We start from the raw sequence: 15,273 nt of genomic DNA, 5'->3' as shown, positions 1-15,273 counted from the left end.
CGTTCATGAACACGCGAGGACGCCATGTTCCATTCATCGCCGGCCGGTTGGCTGGCTCTACTTTCCGCTTTCGCGGCATTGTCTGCAGCGGCGCAGCCCGCGCCGACGGTCCTGAACTACAAGTCCGCGCTCGAGGGCTACCGGCCCTTCGCCGACGAAAAACCAATTCCGTGGAAGGAGGCCAACGAAACGGTCTACCGCCGCGGCGGCTGGCAGGCCTACGCCAAGGAAGCTGCTGAGGGCGCGCCGCCGGCGGCCCCCGAATCGTCCAAGGGCGCAGCGGATGCACCCGCCGCGCACCAGGGCCATGCGATGCCGATGCCCGCGGCCAAGGAGAAGCCGTGAAGCGCGCCTTATGCCTGACGGCCGTCGCCGTTGCGGCCGCTTTCCTGGCGGGCTGCGCCTCGGTGGGCATCGACGACGCCCTGCAGGACACGAACACGCAGGCACAGCAGTTCACCGGCGGCAAGCTCGAACTCAGCCGAACGCAAGCGCAGCGGGACCGCCGCGCGGCGCTGACGCAGGAGCTGCTGTCCAAGCCGCTCTCGCAAGGTGATGCGGTGCAGCTTGCGCTGACCAACAGCCCGGCGGTGCAGGCCCTGGTTGCCCAAAGCTGGGGCGAGATGGCCGCGGCCGACCAGAAGGGCCGGCTGCCCAACCCTGTCTTCACCTTCGAGCGCATGCGCATGAACAGCGAGCTCGAGATCGGGCGGCTGCTGTCCTTCGGGCTCGTCGATCTCATCCTGATGCCGCAACGCCTGTCCATCTCGCGCAGCCAGTCCGCGCAGGCCAAGGTTCAGCTCACCGGTGCCGTGGTGGACCAGGTCACGCAAGTGCGGCAGGCGTGGGTGCGCGCCGTTGCCACGCAGCAGATGCTGCAATACGCGGAGCAGGTCAGCCGCTCGGCCCAAGCCAGCGCGGAACTTGCGCGCCGCATGCAGCAGATCGGCAACTTCAGCAAGCTCCAGCGCGCGCGCCAGCAGGTCTTCTATGCCGACGCGACCACGCAGCTGGCGTCGGCCCGGCATGCCGCCACCGCCGCCCGTGAGGAGCTGGTCCGCGCCCTCGGCCTCGACGATGCGCAAGCCACCCGGCTGGCCTTGCCGGATCGGCTGCCCGACTTGCCGAAGGCACCACGCGAGGCCAGGGAAGTGGCCGCCACCGCGACCGAGCAGCGCCTGGACGTGCAGCTGGCGCGTGCGCAGCTGGACGTGGCGGGCAAGTCGCAAGGCATCAACCTGTTGTCGACCTTTATCGACGTGGAAGTGGGCGGCCGGCGCGACACGGTGTTCGACAACGCCGAAGGCACGAAGAGCACGCGGCGCGGCTTCGAGCTCGACATCCGGCTGCCGCTGTTCGACTGGGGCTCGGCGCAGCGCGATGCACTGAACGCGCAATCGCTGGCCGCAGCCAACCGCTACGACGCGGCGGTGCGCGGTGCCTCGTCGCAGCTGCGCGAAGGCTACTCGGCCTATCGCACGGCCTACGACATCGCGCGGCACTACCGCGACGAGATCGTGCCGCTGCGCCAGTCCATGGCCGACGAGAACGTGCTTCGCTACAACGGCATGCTGATCGGCGTCTTCGAGCTGTTGGCCGAGGCGCGCGACCAGATCGCGAGCGTGACCAAAGCCATCAATGCCCAGCAGCAGTTCTGGCTGGCCGATGCCGCGCTGGCGGCCTCCGTGATCGGCAAGCCCACGGCCATGGGTGCTTCGACCGCCAGCGTGGGTGGCGAAACCGCCTCCGCCGGCGCCGCCCACTGAGCGCAGAACGTGCGCTCACCAACGATTCGAACGACATGGCAAACAGACGTAATTTCCTGAGCGGTGCGGGTGCCATCACTGGTGCCATTGCCGCCGCGAGCGTGAGCAAGGTGGCGATGGCCGCCTTGCCCGAGCCCGTCACCCAGACCACGCCCAACACCATGCCGCCGCTCGTGCCTTCGAGCGGGCGGCCCTACAACCCCGTGGTCACGCTCAACGGCTGGACGCTGCCCTGGCGCATGAACAACGGCGTGAAGGAGTTCCATCTGGTGGCCGAGCCCGTAGTGCGCGAAATGGCGCCCGGCTTCAAGGCCAACCTGTGGGGCTACAACGGCCAGTCGCCCGGCCCGACCATCGAGGTGGTGGAAGGCGACAGGGTGCGGATCTTCGTGACCAACAAGCTGCCCGAGCACACCAGCGTGCACTGGCACGGCCAGCGCCTGCCCAACGGCATGGACGGCGTCTCCGGCCTCACGCAGCCGCCGATCCGGCCCGGCAAGACCTTCGTCTACGAGTTCGTCGCGCGCCGGCCCGGCACCTTCATGTACCACCCGCATGCCGACGAGATGACGCAGATGGCCATGGGCATGATGGGCTTCTGGGTGACGCATCCCAAGGCCGAGCATCCGCTGATCGACAAGGTGGACCGCGACTTCGTCTTCTTGCTCAACGCCTACGACGTGGAGCCCGGGAGCGCCACGCCCAAGATCATGACGATGCTGGACTTCAACCTGTGGTCCTGGAACAGCCGGATCTTTCCGGGCATCGATTCGCTCAATGTCAGGCTGAACGACAAGGTGCGCATCCGCATCGGCAACCTGACGATGACGAACCACCCGATGCATCTGCACGGGCATGAATTCCTCGTCACCGGCACCGACGGCGGGCCGACGCCCAAGAGCACGCGCCACTACGAGGTGACCACTGACGTGGCGGTCGGACAGATGCGCCAGCTGGAATTCGTGGCCGACGAGGAAGGCGACTGGGCCTTTCACTGCCACAAGAGCCATCACACGATGAACGCGATGGGCCACGACGTGCCCACTCTGATCGGCCTCGACCACAAGGACATGGTCAAGCAGATCACGAACCTGGTGCCCGACTACATGGTGATGGGCGAACGCGGCATGGCCGACATGGGCGAAATGGAAATGCCGATTCCCGACAACACCGCGCGAATGATGACCGGCGAAGGGCCGTTCGGATCGGTCGAGATGGGCGGCATGTTCAGCGTGGTGAAGGTGCGCAAGAACCAGAAGGCCGGGGACTATTCGAACCCCGGCTGGTTCAGGCATCCCAAGGGCACCGTGGCCTACGAGTTCGATGGTTCGCTGCCCGAAACCTCGCGCCGACGCGATGCCGGCGCGGCCGCGATGCCAGCGCAGAACATGCCCGCCAAGAACATCGAAGTGCAGGTCCGCAAGCCGGGCAGCGGCCACGCGGGCCACTGAGTTCATTTATCCGTTTCTCTCTCTCTCTCTCTCTCTCTTTCACCAACCCCCAACTCTCAGAAGGAAACCATGAAGCACACCCTCCGCAACACCGCCTTCACCGCGCTCTTCGCTCTTGCGGCCGCAGCCGCCTCTGCCACCGGCGATCACGCCGGCGGCCATGCCGACGGCGACGAAGCCATCGGCAAGCCCGGCACGGCCGCCAGGGCCACGCGAACCATCCACGTCGACATGACCGACGGCATGCGCTTCACGCCCGCCGACCTCCGCGTGAAGCAGGGCGAGACCGTTCGCTTCGTCGTCAAGAACTCGGGGCAGCTGAAACACGAGCTCGTGCTCGGCACCGAGAGGGAGCTCAAGGAGCACTACGAAGCCATGAAGAAGAACCCCGAAATGGAACACGCCGATCCGAACATGGTGACTTTGGCCGCCGGCAAGAGCGGCGAGATCGTGTGGCAGTTCACCAGGGCCGGCAAGGTCGATTTCGCATGCCTGCAGCCCGGCCACTACGACGCCGGCATGAAGGGTGCCGTGACGGTGGCCAAGACTGCGGCCAAGTAAACCCGACAAGCTTTTTTTCAGGAGATACACGACCATGTCGAAGATTCGCATTTCACTCATGGCGGCCATGGCCGCATTGGCCTTCGCGGGCACAGCCCATGCGCAGTCGCCCAAGTCCGATGCACCTATGACCGCGGAGGCCGCAGCCCCGGAGCTCACCGACGGTGAGATCCGCAAAGTCGACAAGGACAGCAAGAAGCTCACCATCAAGCACGGTCCGCTGAAGAGCCTGGACATGCCGAGCATGACCATGGTCTTTGCAGTAAGCGACGAGAGCGTGCTCGACAAGTTCCAGGCCGGCGACAAGGTGCGCTTCGATGCCGGCAAGATGGATGGCAAGATCGTCGTCACACGCATCGAACCCGCGCGCTGAGCTTCAAAGCAAACGGTCTTCGGGGAAGGCCGCTTCGCATACGAAATCGTCCCACCGTGAAGAATTGCGGGGCCCCGCGATATTTGGCGTCCTGATTGGGTTGTCGCCGACATGACGCAAAGAGTAGGCTTGTTCCCGGATCTCGAGATCCAGAACAGACGCTGACTTTGAGCCAACGTCGTGTCCTCCAAGAAGGCACCCAACCGATCGAAGACTTTCCGTTATCGATCTTGGGTTGCGATAAAAAATCAGGGTGAACCAACAATGAAGATATGCAATGTCCGGCGTGCAGCCGCCGTACTGGCCGCGAGCGCTTGTGCGAGTCTGAGCGCTTACGCAGCGACCCCTTCCGACCCCCCAGCCGAGGGCTCATGGGAGCTGGTGGTGGCCCCGTTCACGCATCATTGGCACAAGGATGCGGAGCACCGCCAGGTCGTTCTGCTCGGACTGGAGCGAATTGCATCCGACGGCTCGACGGTGGGCGGCGCGCTTTTCAGAAATTCTTTCGGCCAGCTCTCGGCCTATGCGTATTACGGCCATGAGTGGAACGATCTGCTGGGCTCCGACTCGCTGTACTTCAAGTTGTCCGGCGGCATCATCTACGGCTACCGTGGGCGCTTCAAGGACAAGGTGCCGTTCAACGTCGGAGGCTTCTCGCCGGCCATCATTCCGGCCATCGGCTGGCGCCTGACGCCCAGGGACGCGATCCAGGCCGCGGTTCTTGGCAAGGCGGGGGTGACCTTCTCCTACAACCGCCGCTTCTGACGGACCGGTGCCCGACCGGGCACCGCACGCTACCCCACCAACGCGCGCATCTCGGCAATCAGATCGGCCTTGCCCTCGAAGCCGATGCCCGGCAGCGGCGGCAGCGTGACGTAGCCGTTCTGCACCTTCACGCCGTCGGGGAAGCCGCCATAGGGCTGGAACAAGTCGGGGTAGCTCTCGTTGCCGCCGAGGCCCAGCCCAGCGGCAATGGCAAGCGACATCTGGTGGCCGCCGTGCGGGATGCAGCGCGAGGGCGACCAGCCGTTGTCCTTCAGCATGTCGAGCGTGCGCAGGTACTCGACGAGGCCATAGCTCAGTGCGCAGTCGAACTGCAGCCAGTCACGGTCGGGCCGCATGCCGCCGTGGCGGATGAGGTTGCGCGCGTCCTGCATCGAGAACAGGTTCTCGCCCGTGGCCATGGGGCCGGCGTACACCTCGCCGAGCTTGGCCTGCAGTTCGTAATCGAGCGGGTCGCCGGCTTCCTCGTACCAGAAGAGCGGGTACTGCGAGAGCGCACGGCCGTAGTCGATGGCAGTGGGCAGGTCGAAGCGGCCGTTGGCGTCCACGGCCAGCTGCTGACCGGGGCCGAGGATCTTGAGCACGGACTCGATGCGTTCGCAGTCTTCCGCAAGCGTGGCGCCGCCGATCTTCATCTTCACGACCGAGTAGCCGCGCTCGAGGTAGCTGGTCATCTCGCGCTGGAGGCCTTCGACGCCCTTGCCGGGATAGTAGTAGCCGCCCGCGGCATAGACGAACACGCGCGGATCGGGCGTGCCGCTGCCGTAGCGTTCGGCCAGCAGCTGGTACAGCGGCTTGCCGGCGATCTTGGCGACCGCGTCCCACACGGCCATGTCGATGGTGCCCACGGCCACCGAGCGCTCGCCATGGCCGCCGGGCTTCTCGTTGATCATCATGCGGGCCCAGATCTTGTGCGGATCGAGGTTGTCGCCGGTCTCGTCGAGCAGCGACGCCGGCTCGGCCTCCAGAATGCGCGGAAGAAAGCGCTCCCGGATCAGGCCGCCCTGGCCGTAGCGGCCGTTGGAGTTGAAGCCGTAGCCCACCACCGGCCGGCCATCGCGGATCACGTCGGTGACCACCGCCACGAGGCTCAGGGTCATCTTCGAGAAATCGATGTAGGCGTTGCGAATGTCCGACTTGATGGGACGCGTGGACTCGAGGACGTTGACGATTTTCATGGTCGTTGCGTAAGGAAAAAAAGAGAAGAAGAAAAGACTCAGCGGTGCAGCGACGATCCGCCGCAGATGGCGATGTCCTGGCCCGTGATGGCCGCGGCCGGCGCAGAAAGAAGGAAGCCGACCAGCGCGGCGATCTCTGCGGGCTCGATCAGCCGGCCGATGGGCGGCAGGCGCGGTGCGCTGCCGGCGCGCGCCGGGTCCTGCAGCATCGCGGTCTGCGTTGCGCCGGGCGAGACCACGTTGACGGTGACGCCGCTCGCGGCCACCTCGGCGGCCCAGCTGCGTGCGAGCGCGATCAGCGCCGCCTTGGTCGCGGCGTACTGACCGCGGCCCGGCAGGCCCTGCGCCACGCGGCTGCCGATGAACACCACGCGGCCGCGGCCGCGCGCGGCCATCGCGGGCACGAGGACATCGGCCAGCCGCGTGGCGGCGTCCACGTGCAGACGCCACATCAGTTCGCCGCCCGCATGGTCGAGCTGGCCGAGCGGGCCCACGCGCAACACGCCGGCCGCATGCACCAGCGCCTCGGCGTCTTGCAGTTCGGCTGCGGCACGCGCGATGGCGCCGGCCTCCGACAGGTCCACTCCCACGTGCGTGAAGCCCTCGTGCGAGAGCGTGGGCGCCGCAAGGTCGAGCCCGCTCACGCGCCAGCCGCTTTCCAGCAAGTGCGATGCGATGGCGCGGCCGATGCCGCCGCTGCTGCCCGTCACCACGGCGCGCGGGGCGGTTTCATTCGACACGGATATTGCCCTCGACGATGATCTTCTTGGAACGCTCCATGTCGGCCTGCTGGAACTTCGCGAAGTCGTCGACGCTGCCCGGCGTCAGCAGCAGCCCTTGCGCATTCAGCGTCTCGCGCATGTCGGTGGCCAGCGCCTTGTTCACTTCGGCATTGAGCCGCTGCGTGATGGCGGGTGGCAGCTTGGCCGGACCCCACAGGCCGTACCAGCTGTAGAACTCGTAGCCCGGAATGCTCTCGCCCACCGTGGGCACGTTCGGCAGGCTCGTGGCGCGTGCGGCCGAGGTGACGGCGACCACGCGCAGCATGCCGCTCTTGTGGTACTGCAACGAGCCGAGGATCGGGTCGATGAAGCCGTCGATCTGCCCGCCGATCAAGTCCTGGAAGGCCGGCGCCGTGCCCTTGTACGGCACGATCAGGTAGTCGAGCCCGCCCGCGCGCTTGAGTAGCTCGGTCGACAGATGGCCCGCCGAGCCGATCGACCCGACCGCGAAGGTCATCTTGCCGGGGTTCGCCTTCGCATACGCGATGAGCGACTTGACGTCGGTGATCGGCAGGTTCTTGTTGATGGCGACCGACAGCGGCGCCTTGGCGACCAGCGCCACGGGCGTGAAGTCCCTCACGATCTCGTAGGGTACCGACTTCATGGTCATGGGCGCTGTCGTGAAGGTCGAGGCGTTGAACAGCAGCGTGTAGCCGTCCGCCGGCGCCTTCGACACCACGTCGGCGCCGATCACGCCGTTGCCGCCGGGCCGGTTCTCGACGATGAAGGGCTGGCCCGTCTGCTCGCCGAGCTTCTGCGCGAGCAGGCGGCCGACGGTGTCGAGCGTGCCGCCCGGCGGAAACGGGATCACCACGCGCACCGGCCGGCTGGGCCAGGGCTGCGTCTGTGCAAAGCCTGAAGACGCCGCGGCAAGCGCGAGGGCCGCGAACGTGGCGCGCAAAAAGTGGTTGCGTTGCATGTCTCTTGTCTCCTTCTGGTTTTTGGGCGGGGCACCGGCGGCGCCGGGGCGGGCGCTTGTTGTTCTCTCAGCGCTTCGACAGGCCGGCCTGTGCCACGGCGGCGCGCAGCGCGTCCATCTCGCGCGCATTCGGCGCCTCGGTCGGCGGGCGCACCGTGGCATTGGCGAGCACGCCGGCCAGGTACATGCCGCCCTTCATGCGCGCATGCGCCTCGCCCGTGGGTTCGCCGCCGCCGTACACGGCGTCCTTCAGCGGCGTGATGAGGGCCTGCACCGCCATGGCCTTCTTCAGGTCGCCGGCCTTGACCGCGTTCCACAGGTCGATGATCAGTTGCGGAATGAAGGTGGCAAAACCGACCAGCGCGCCGTCCACGCCCTGCACCATCGAGGCCAGCAGGTACTCGTCGTGGCAGGTGAGGATGGCCTTGGACGCATCGGCCTCGCGGATCGCCTGGATGTCGCGGGCGTACTTGTTCATGTCGCGCTGCCCGACCTTGAAGGCCTGCAGGTAGGGCAGGCGGGCCAGCTCGGCCAGCAGCTGCGACGAATATGAAGCGCGGGTCCAGGCCGGGTACACGTGGCAAACCAGGTCCAGCTCCGGCGCGGCGCGGTGAATGGCCTCGAAATACTGCAGCGCATGGCCCGGCGTGAAGCCGAAGCGCAGCCAGTGGTGGGGCGGCATCACGTCGAGCGCGACCGCGCCCGCGGCCGCTGCGGCCCGCGCGTGCTCGGCGGCTTCGGCCAGGCCCTCGCACACGATCGACGAGATCACCGGCATGCGGCCGCGCAGTTCGTCGGCCACGATGCGGGTCACCTCGGCCCGCTCGGCGGGGGTGAGCGAGAACACCTCGCCGGTGTGGCCATTGGTCATGATCGCCACCACGCCGTCATGGCCCGCGAGCCAGGAGGCGAGCTTGCGCAGCGCCGGCTCGTCGATGCGATGGTCGGTGGTGAACGGGCAGGAAATGGCGGGAATGATCCCGCGATAATTCGCGATGGAAGGCATGCTGTGTCTCCGTTGTGGTTCAAGGTGCAGGAATGCCCGCATCTTTGCCGCCGGGGCATATGCCGTCCAATACTCGAATCGCATACAACTATTCAACCGATCGCGCAGCGCATGGGCCCCGGCAACCGACCCCTCGATCTCGAATGGCTGGAAGATTTCATCGCCCTGGCCGAGAGCGGCAATTTCTCGCGCGCGGCGCAGGCGCGTTCGATCGCCCAGCCCGCGTTCAGCCGGCACATCCGCGCGCTCGAGGAGTGGGTGGGCGTCGACCTGTTCGACCGCAGCGCACACCCGGCGGCGCTCACCGCGGCGGGCAAGCGCCTCCAGCCGCTGCTGCAGGAGGTGCTGGCTGCGCTGGAAGCGGCCCGCATCAAGGCGCGCGCGGCGCACGACATGGCCGCGGCCAGCCTGAGCTTTGCCGCCACGCACGTGCTCTCGCTGACCTTCTTTCCGCGCTGGCTGGGCCGCGTGGAGGCGCGGCTGAGCCTGGGGCCGATCCAGACCATCTCGGACAGCGCGCAGGCCTGCGAAGACCTGATGCTGCAGCGCCGCGTGCAGTTCGTGCTGTGCCACGGCCATGCCGGCGCGCCGGGCCGGCTCGACGAGGCGCAGTACCCCATGCTGCGCCTGAGCGAGGACGTGCTGGTGCCCGTGGCGGCGCCGGATGCGCAGGGCGCGCCGATGCATGCCCTCGGCGCGGATCAGGCGCCTTCGGTGCTGGCGTACAGCGAGGCGTCCGGCCTCGGCCGGATCATGCGGGCGATCCAGGACAACGAGTTCGGCAAGGACTTCGCGCCTTCGCTGCCGGTGGTCTTCACGGCCCACCATGCCGTGCTGCTGCGCACCATGGCGCTCGAAGGGCGTGGCCTGGCGTGGTTGCCGATGAGCCTGGTCGCGGACGACCTGCGCAGCGGCGCGCTGGTGGATGCCGGCGCGGGCGGCTGGCGCGTGCCGGTGGATATCCGGCTGTACCGGCAGGCTGCGCACATGGCGCCCGTGGCGGAGGCGCTGTGGCAGCTGGTGGGCGATGGCGCGGACGCCAGCCAGGCGGCCCGCGGCGGCTGAGCGGTCAACGCCGCGGATGCTGCGCCGCGTTCCCGGCGCACCACGCTTCCAGGATCAGGGTTTCGATGTCGTGCACTTTGCGGCCGACGGCGGCGGCCAGGCTTTCGCGGTAGGGCGGCATGTTCGTACATTCCAGCACGATGTTCTCGATGGTGGGCGACGCTTCCATCAAACGCACGGCTGCGTCGATGACGTTGCGCTGCGCCTCGGCAAGGTCGAGCACGGTGTCGTTATTCAGAATGCGGCGATGAAATTCGCAGCCCGGGCGCACGCCCGCGATGGGCGTTCCCGCGGGCACGCCGGCCGCTTGCAGAATCTGCGGGGTCAGCGATGCGGCATCGAAAGTAACGATGCCTGGGTTTGCATAGCGCCGCACCTGCAGCAGGCTCGAGGTCAGCACCGGCACCGGAACCGCCTTCGAAAGCTCGGCCTGGTAGGCCGCCAGGAAGCCGCAGCTGGTGGTGATCATCGAAGCGCCTTCCGCGACCAGCCGCACCGCGGCGTCGACGAAGGGCTGGATCAGGCGCGGATCGGCTTCCTCGACGATGCGCCTGGGCGAAGCGCCTTCCACGGTCAGGAAGCGCACGGGAATGCCTGCCCTCGCATAGGTGTCCGGATTGCCGACGTCGCCTGGCGGCCGCGGAAACCGCGTGTCGAGCATCAACACGCCCAGGAAGCCTGGCGCCGCAGCGGTCATGGTGCGGGCTCGGGAACTGTGGAGATCGCGCTTCGGCGGTCGATTTTTCGGCTCAGCACGATGGAGGTCTGCGTCTGGTTGATGCCGTCGAGCTGGCCGAGTTGGTCCAGCAGGATGTCCAGCTTTTCGGGCGTTTCGCAACGCAGGAAGAGCATGTAGTCGAACTGGCCGCTCACTGCCGAAAGTTCCTCCACTTCCGGCACGCGTTCGAGCGCCCGGATCACGGCTGGAGCACTCTTCGCATTGACGCTGATGCCGCAGATCGCGCGCACCGCGGCATGCTCCAGCTTCTGTCCGAGGCGCACGCCGTATCCCGCAACCACGCCATCGCGTTCGAGCCGGGCAATGCGCGCGACGACGGTGGTGCGTGCGATCTTGAGCTTTCGCGCCAGGTTGGCGGCGGGCTCCCTGGCGTTTGCCTGCAGCAGGCTCAACAGGTGGCGGTCGAGGTCATCCAGTCTTCCATCCATCGCACTGCCTCACAAGATTGATTGATTTGAGCCGAATGCTACGGCAGTGCGCGCACGAAGGATCATGCGGCCCAGCCGCGACCATCGTGAAGAGAGACTTCGACCCGCGCGTCCTGCACTGCGTCGACGCAATGCAGATTGACGTTGACCTGTTCGGGGGCCGATCGCGGATGGCAATGCGTAAATGGCACCACCCCTACTGCCATGCGTGGGCTCCTCCTGTCGGATGCTCGCCGGCCACTACGTGATGGCCGGCTCGGGCGCGCCTGCGGATGCCTTGAAGCGGCCCAGGAAGGCGCGCGTCGATTCCTGCTGCGGGTTGTCGATGACGATGCTCGGCGGACCGGCTTCCGCAACGACGCCGTCGCGCATGAAGATCACCTGGTCCGCTACCTCGCGCGCAAAGCCGATTTCATGGGTGACGAGGATCATGGTCATGCCCTCCTTCGCCAGGCCCTTGATGACGGTCAGCACCTCACCGACGAGTTCGGGGTCCAGTGCCGACGTGGCCTCGTCGAAAAGCATGACGTTTGGTTTCATCGCCAGCGCACGAGCAATCGCCACGCGCTGCTTCTGTCCGCCCGAAAGCTTGTCGGGGTAGTAGTCGGCGCGCTCGAGCAGCCCCACCTTTTGCAGCAGCGCCCGGGCTGCGGCCGTGGCTTCCGCCTTCGGCGTCTTGAGCACGGTGACAGGGCCTTCCATGACGTTTTGCAATGCGGTCATGTGAGGGAACAGGTTGAAGTGCTGAAACACCATCCCCGTGGAAGCGCGAAACTTCGCCAGCTTGCGCTCGCTCGGCAGCGCCGTTTCCTTGCCGCTGAACTGAATCGTCTGGTCGCCGACGGCGATCCGCCCACCGTCCGGAATCGTCAGCAGGTTGATGCAGCGCAGCAACGTGGATTTGCCGGAGCCCGAAGGCCCGATCATGGCGACCACCTGGCCGCGTTCGATCTTCAGCGAAATGTCCTTGAGAACGACGTGGGCGCCGAAGGATTTTCGGAGCCCGGTGATTTCGATCACGGCTTGTGTCATGTCAGGCTTCTTTCGCAACGCCGTATTCCAAGCGCTTGGCCCAAATCGTGACGGGCAGGAGCACGGCGAAATAGGCGATCGCGATGAACGTGTAGAGCTCGAGGGGGCGGTAGGTGTCGTGCGCGATGACCTGGCCCTGGTACAGCAGGTCCGGCACGGCCAGCACCGAGAGCAGCGAGGTGTTCTTCAGCTGCATGATGGATTGATTCATCAGCGGCGGCACCATCTTCTTGAACGCCTGCGGAAGCACGATGCGGCGAAGCAGTTGCAAGCGCGTCATGCCCAGGGCCTTGCCTGCTTCGGTCTGGCCCGAGTCGATGGAGATGATTCCGCCGCGCACGATTTCGGAATAAAACGCGCCGCCATAGAGCGTCAGGCAGAGGGTGGCGGCGGCCGTTGCCGAGAGTTCAAGGCCGGTGAGCACGGGCAGCGCATAGTAGAACCACACGAGTTGCACCAGAACCGGCGTGCACCGGAACACCTCGATATAGGCCCGAAGCGGTGCGGTGACATACGGGTTGGAGGAGAGGCGCCCCAGCCCCGTGAGCAGGCCCACCAGCAGGCCGAGTACCACGCAGACGACCGTGAAGAGCAGCGTGTAGAGCAGCCCGCTGATGAGAAGTGACCGGTACTTCCACAGTACGCCGAAGTCCCAGTCGTAGCCGGCGGATGCGGCGCTTCCGCCCGCGAAGTGCTTGACCAGGGCCCCGGCGCCAGCGAGCGCGAGAACCACCATCAGGGCTATGCCCAGGCGAGATCGCGACTTGGGCGACTCCTGCGATTCGGCGTATTCCATGGGAGGCCTGTCTCAGAACTTGATTTCGGGCGGGAATGCGCTGGCAGGGACGCCGGCGAGTTTTTCCATGTTCTTCAGGATCACGCTGCGGACTTCGCCCTTGGCGCGAACTTCGCCCAGCCAGGTGTTGACCGCCGTCTGCATCGCTGGATCGGTTTCCTTGCGCAGCCCGATGCTCACGGGCGCGGTGTAGACCGGTGTCGGGATCTGCATCACGCCGACGTTGGCGCGCTTGGCCAGCAGCGGCTGCGCCAGCAGGATCACCAGGATCTGGCAGTCGGCGCGGCCGGCTTGCAGCGCGAGCGTTGCGGAGCCCGAGTTTTCGAGGCGCTGCACTTCCGCCTTCGGAAGAATGCGCGTGGCCAGTTGGTCGTGGCTCGAGCCCACGTCAACCACGATCTTGTTTTCCGGCGCGTTCAGCTGCTCCCAGGTCTTGGTCGGGAACCCCTTCTTGCACACGGCGGTGTAGGTGTTGTCGAACAGGGTGTCGGAGAAGTTCACGACCTCCTTGCGCGCCGGCGTCGGCGCCATGCCGAACATCGCGTCGATCTTGTTCGATTGCAGGTCGAGCACCGCGTTTCCCCAGGTCGTTTCCACGTACTCGACCTTTGCCCCGAACTTCTTGGCCAGGCTTTCGGAAAAATCGGGGCCGAAGCCTTCCCACCTGCCCGAAACGAGATCCTTGTTGAAGTAGGGAATCGCGCCGGCAATCGCGCCGACCCGCAGGACCTTGGTCCGTTGAACGCGGGCCATCGAACTTTCCGGCTCCTGTGCAGCGGTGAGGGTCAGGGTGCATGCGCTCGTCAGTGCGAGGAGGATGCGAAGGAACGCTCGTTTTTCAATCATGGTATCTCCAAGCAAAAAGCTCGCCATCGAACAATCGGAAAGAAGGCCTCAGTCCGCGACTGAAGTCTAGAAGTCATGATAGTCACGAGCAATGCGACAGTTCGTCAGGATGACGGGAAGTTCTCGTCATACCGTCACGTCGGGCAGGCAAAACGTCCATTTTTGATCGAAAACCCATGAACGTCCCCGGCTCCGGGTTCCGGCCCGATGCACTCACTCCCGTGTCGAGGCGACGCGAAGGCACTGGCGGCTTTCAGCCGAGAAACCGGGAAGGCCGGAACGGCGCGGGATCGAACGCGCAGGTTTCGCCGGCCATCATCGAGCCAAGGAGCGCGGCCGTGCCCGGGCCGGTGTTGAAGCCGATGTGTTGATGGCCGAACGCGAGCCACAGGCCTGTGCGGCCGGGGCATTCGCCGATGATGGGGCGGCTGTCCGGCAGCGTGGGTCGGCTGCCGAGCCAAGCCTCTTTTTCCAGCCGCGCTTCGAGTGGAAACGCTTCGCGCGCCGCCTGTTCGGCCAGATCCAATTGCGCGAGGTCTGGGGGTGCTGCGCGATCGGCCAGCTGCACGCCGGTGGACAAGCGCAGGCCTTGCTCCATCGGCGACAGCACGTAGCCCCCGCCCGTGTCGTAGACCGGGCGCCCGAGCGAGGCACCACTGGCGGCCCGATAGTGCATGTGGTAGCCGCGCTCGAACGCCATCGGCACCGAGAGGCCCAGCGACTTCTTCGCGAACTCCCGGGTCCAGGGGCCCAGTGCGAGCACCACGCGCGATGCCTCATGGACCGTGCCGGCGTCCTCGGTCACTTGCCAGGCGTCGCTGGTGTTCGAACGGCGAAGCGCGCCGATCGAAGCCTGTCGGATACGGCCGCCGCGCGCAGTGAAAAGCCGTGCATATGCCTCGACCACCTGGCCCGGACTGTCCACCGACCAGGTGTCGCGAATCCAGAGTGCGCGGGGGAACAGCGGCTTCAGATGCGGTTCGAGTTCCGCAAGCTCCCGCGCATCGAGAACTTGCGTTGCGATGTCGAACTTCTCGAAGGTGTCCCGGGAGAGCCGGCTGCCGAGAAATCCTGCCTCGCTGCGATACAGAAAGAGCCATCCGGTCGTGCGCAGGTGATGCACCGCGCCTGCTTCGGTCAGCAGCCGTTGGTGCTCCCTCGTCGAAAGCCGGATCAGCGCGTCGAGCGCCGCGGTCGTTTCATGAAAGGCCGAGGCGCGCGCGTTCGACAAGAACTTCAACGCCCACGTCAGGTTCTTCGCGAGGAAAAGCGGGTCGTAGCGAAAACTCGCGGACCTGTTCTTCAGCAGCTTGGGAAGCGTCGACCACAACCCGGGATGGTTGAAAGGCATCAGCGAGCTGCGCGCAATCACCCCGGCGTTGCCGTAGGAGGTCTCGCGACCCGGCCCGGTCCTGTCGAAGATGGTCACATCGAAACCCCGTCGCTGGAGTTCGAGGGCACACGAAACGCCGACGATTCCGGCTCCCAGCACGGCAACAGTGTTCTTCATCCAGGCCAATCAGTTCATTCACCGAAAAGTCTATCGTG

At 66.0% G+C, this 15,273-nt stretch carries 17 protein-coding genes; 7 read left to right on the top strand and 10 right to left on the bottom strand.

The window, feature by feature from the left end:
- The first annotated feature begins 24 nt into the window (after nucleotides 1-24).
- The 6 genes from BLR24_RS04100 to BLR24_RS04075 all read left to right on the top strand — a co-directional run bounded on the left by BLR24_RS04100 (nucleotide 25) and on the right by BLR24_RS04075 (nucleotide 4,916).
- The gene (locus BLR24_RS04100) at nucleotides 25-345 is read left to right on the top strand and encodes a hypothetical protein (protein WP_093013131.1); all 321 of its coding nucleotides are present in this window, start codon (nucleotides 25-27) and stop codon (nucleotides 343-345) included.
- Nucleotides 342-1,766: a TolC family protein gene (locus BLR24_RS04095; RefSeq protein WP_093013128.1), complete on the top strand. Its 1,425-nt coding sequence runs from the start codon at nucleotides 342-344 to the stop codon at nucleotides 1,764-1,766. The genes BLR24_RS04100 and BLR24_RS04095 overlap by 4 nt, the downstream gene beginning before the upstream one ends.
- Before the next feature lie 35 nt (nucleotides 1,767-1,801).
- A complete protein-coding gene (locus BLR24_RS04090) occupies nucleotides 1,802-3,217 on the top strand; it encodes a multicopper oxidase family protein (RefSeq protein WP_093013125.1) in 1,416 nt (471 codons plus the stop codon).
- 69 nt (nucleotides 3,218-3,286) lie between these two features.
- Complete coding sequence (locus BLR24_RS04085) at nucleotides 3,287-3,778, top strand: cupredoxin domain-containing protein (RefSeq protein ID WP_093013122.1); 492 nt, start codon at nucleotides 3,287-3,289, stop codon at nucleotides 3,776-3,778.
- A 34-nt stretch (nucleotides 3,779-3,812) separates the two neighbouring features.
- The gene (locus BLR24_RS04080) at nucleotides 3,813-4,151 is read left to right on the top strand and encodes a copper-binding protein (RefSeq protein ID WP_093013119.1); all 339 of its coding nucleotides are present in this window, start codon (nucleotides 3,813-3,815) and stop codon (nucleotides 4,149-4,151) included.
- A 384-nt stretch (nucleotides 4,152-4,535) separates the two neighbouring features.
- The gene (locus BLR24_RS04075; RefSeq protein ID WP_139188705.1) at nucleotides 4,536-4,916 is read left to right on the top strand and encodes an ABC transporter ATP-binding protein; all 381 of its coding nucleotides are present in this window, start codon (nucleotides 4,536-4,538) and stop codon (nucleotides 4,914-4,916) included.
- A gap of 29 nt (nucleotides 4,917-4,945) precedes the next feature.
- Here BLR24_RS04075 and BLR24_RS04070 read toward each other — a convergent pair whose 3' ends face one another.
- The 4 genes from BLR24_RS04070 to BLR24_RS04055 form a co-directional block, all read right to left on the bottom strand.
- The gene (locus BLR24_RS04070) at nucleotides 4,946-6,112 is read right to left on the bottom strand and encodes a mandelate racemase/muconate lactonizing enzyme family protein (protein ID WP_093013113.1); all 1,167 of its coding nucleotides are present in this window, start codon (nucleotides 6,110-6,112) and stop codon (nucleotides 4,946-4,948) included.
- 38 nt (nucleotides 6,113-6,150) lie between these two features.
- Nucleotides 6,151-6,852, bottom strand: a complete 702-nt coding sequence (locus BLR24_RS04065) for an SDR family NAD(P)-dependent oxidoreductase (protein ID WP_093013109.1) — start codon at nucleotides 6,850-6,852, stop codon at nucleotides 6,151-6,153.
- Nucleotides 6,842-7,813: a Bug family tripartite tricarboxylate transporter substrate binding protein gene (locus tag BLR24_RS04060; protein ID WP_093013106.1), complete on the bottom strand. Its 972-nt coding sequence runs from the start codon at nucleotides 7,811-7,813 to the stop codon at nucleotides 6,842-6,844. Before BLR24_RS04060 ends, BLR24_RS04065 begins: the two co-directional genes overlap by 11 nt.
- A gap of 67 nt (nucleotides 7,814-7,880) precedes the next feature.
- Nucleotides 7,881-8,819: a dihydrodipicolinate synthase family protein gene (locus BLR24_RS04055; RefSeq protein WP_093013102.1), complete on the bottom strand. Its 939-nt coding sequence runs from the start codon at nucleotides 8,817-8,819 to the stop codon at nucleotides 7,881-7,883.
- Between the two features lie 111 nt (nucleotides 8,820-8,930).
- Between BLR24_RS04055 and BLR24_RS04050 the strand changes: the two genes are divergently transcribed.
- Nucleotides 8,931-9,884, top strand: coding sequence for a LysR family transcriptional regulator (locus BLR24_RS04050; protein ID WP_093013098.1), 954 nt, complete (start codon nucleotides 8,931-8,933; stop codon nucleotides 9,882-9,884).
- Between the two features lie 4 nt (nucleotides 9,885-9,888).
- Here the strand turns inward: BLR24_RS04050 and BLR24_RS04045 are convergent, their stop codons facing one another.
- From BLR24_RS04045 to BLR24_RS04015, 6 genes are all read right to left on the bottom strand, one after another.
- Nucleotides 9,889-10,581 (bottom strand): aspartate/glutamate racemase family protein, encoded by a 693-nt coding sequence (locus tag BLR24_RS04045; protein ID WP_093013095.1) that lies wholly within the window; start codon nucleotides 10,579-10,581, stop codon nucleotides 9,889-9,891.
- Nucleotides 10,578-11,051, bottom strand: a complete 474-nt coding sequence (locus tag BLR24_RS04040) for an Lrp/AsnC family transcriptional regulator (RefSeq protein ID WP_093013092.1) — start codon at nucleotides 11,049-11,051, stop codon at nucleotides 10,578-10,580. The genes BLR24_RS04045 and BLR24_RS04040 overlap by 4 nt, the downstream gene beginning before the upstream one ends.
- A 240-nt stretch (nucleotides 11,052-11,291) precedes the next feature.
- A complete protein-coding gene (locus tag BLR24_RS04030; protein ID WP_093013089.1) occupies nucleotides 11,292-12,083 on the bottom strand; it encodes an amino acid ABC transporter ATP-binding protein in 792 nt (263 codons plus the stop codon).
- 1 nt (nucleotide 12,084) lies between these two features.
- The gene (locus BLR24_RS04025; RefSeq protein WP_254787156.1) at nucleotides 12,085-12,879 is read right to left on the bottom strand and encodes an amino acid ABC transporter permease; all 795 of its coding nucleotides are present in this window, start codon (nucleotides 12,877-12,879) and stop codon (nucleotides 12,085-12,087) included.
- Nucleotides 12,880-12,891: 12 nt separating this feature from the next.
- Complete coding sequence (locus tag BLR24_RS04020; protein WP_254787155.1) at nucleotides 12,892-13,632, bottom strand: transporter substrate-binding domain-containing protein; 741 nt, start codon at nucleotides 13,630-13,632, stop codon at nucleotides 12,892-12,894.
- A 346-nt stretch (nucleotides 13,633-13,978) separates the two neighbouring features.
- Nucleotides 13,979-15,235 carry an NAD(P)/FAD-dependent oxidoreductase gene (locus tag BLR24_RS04015; protein ID WP_093013086.1) on the bottom strand — a complete coding sequence of 419 codons (1,257 nt, stop codon included), beginning with the start codon at nucleotides 15,233-15,235 and terminating at the stop codon, nucleotides 13,979-13,981.
- Nucleotides 15,236-15,273 lie beyond the last annotated feature (38 nt).

It is taken from the genome of Variovorax sp. OV700 (genome assembly GCF_900099805.1).
Taxonomy (GTDB): domain Bacteria; phylum Pseudomonadota; class Gammaproteobacteria; order Burkholderiales; family Burkholderiaceae_C; genus Variovorax.
This window is presented reverse-complemented; position numbering and strand designations above follow the sequence as displayed.

Excerpts from the sequence above, each read along its gene's own strand:
- BLR24_RS04100 (WP_093013131.1), top strand. The coding sequence starts at position 25 with ATGTTCCATTCATCGCCGGCCGGTTGGCTGGCTCTACTTTCCGCTTTC.
- BLR24_RS04090 (WP_093013125.1), top strand. The coding sequence starts at position 1,802 with ATGGCAAACAGACGTAATTTCCTGAGCGGTGCGGGTGCCATCACTGGT.
- BLR24_RS04085 (WP_093013122.1), top strand. The coding sequence starts at position 3,287 with ATGAAGCACACCCTCCGCAACACCGCCTTCACCGCGCTCTTCGCTCTT.
- BLR24_RS04080 (WP_093013119.1), top strand. The coding sequence starts at position 3,813 with ATGTCGAAGATTCGCATTTCACTCATGGCGGCCATGGCCGCATTGGCC.
- BLR24_RS04070 (WP_093013113.1), bottom strand. The coding sequence starts at position 6,112 with ATGAAAATCGTCAACGTCCTCGAGTCCACGCGTCCCATCAAGTCGGAC.
- BLR24_RS04060 (WP_093013106.1), bottom strand. The coding sequence starts at position 7,813 with ATGCAACGCAACCACTTTTTGCGCGCCACGTTCGCGGCCCTCGCGCTT.
- BLR24_RS04055 (WP_093013102.1), bottom strand. The coding sequence starts at position 8,819 with ATGCCTTCCATCGCGAATTATCGCGGGATCATTCCCGCCATTTCCTGC.
- BLR24_RS04050 (WP_093013098.1), top strand. The coding sequence starts at position 8,931 with ATGGGCCCCGGCAACCGACCCCTCGATCTCGAATGGCTGGAAGATTTC.
- BLR24_RS04045 (WP_093013095.1), bottom strand. The coding sequence starts at position 10,581 with ATGACCGCTGCGGCGCCAGGCTTCCTGGGCGTGTTGATGCTCGACACG.
- BLR24_RS04040 (WP_093013092.1), bottom strand. The coding sequence starts at position 11,051 with ATGGATGGAAGACTGGATGACCTCGACCGCCACCTGTTGAGCCTGCTG.
- BLR24_RS04030 (WP_093013089.1), bottom strand. The coding sequence starts at position 12,083 with ATGACACAAGCCGTGATCGAAATCACCGGGCTCCGAAAATCCTTCGGC.
- BLR24_RS04025 (WP_254787156.1), bottom strand. The coding sequence starts at position 12,879 with ATGGAATACGCCGAATCGCAGGAGTCGCCCAAGTCGCGATCTCGCCTG.
- BLR24_RS04020 (WP_254787155.1), bottom strand. The coding sequence starts at position 13,632 with ATGGCCCGCGTTCAACGGACCAAGGTCCTGCGGGTCGGCGCGATTGCC.
- BLR24_RS04015 (WP_093013086.1), bottom strand. The coding sequence starts at position 15,235 with ATGAAGAACACTGTTGCCGTGCTGGGAGCCGGAATCGTCGGCGTTTCG.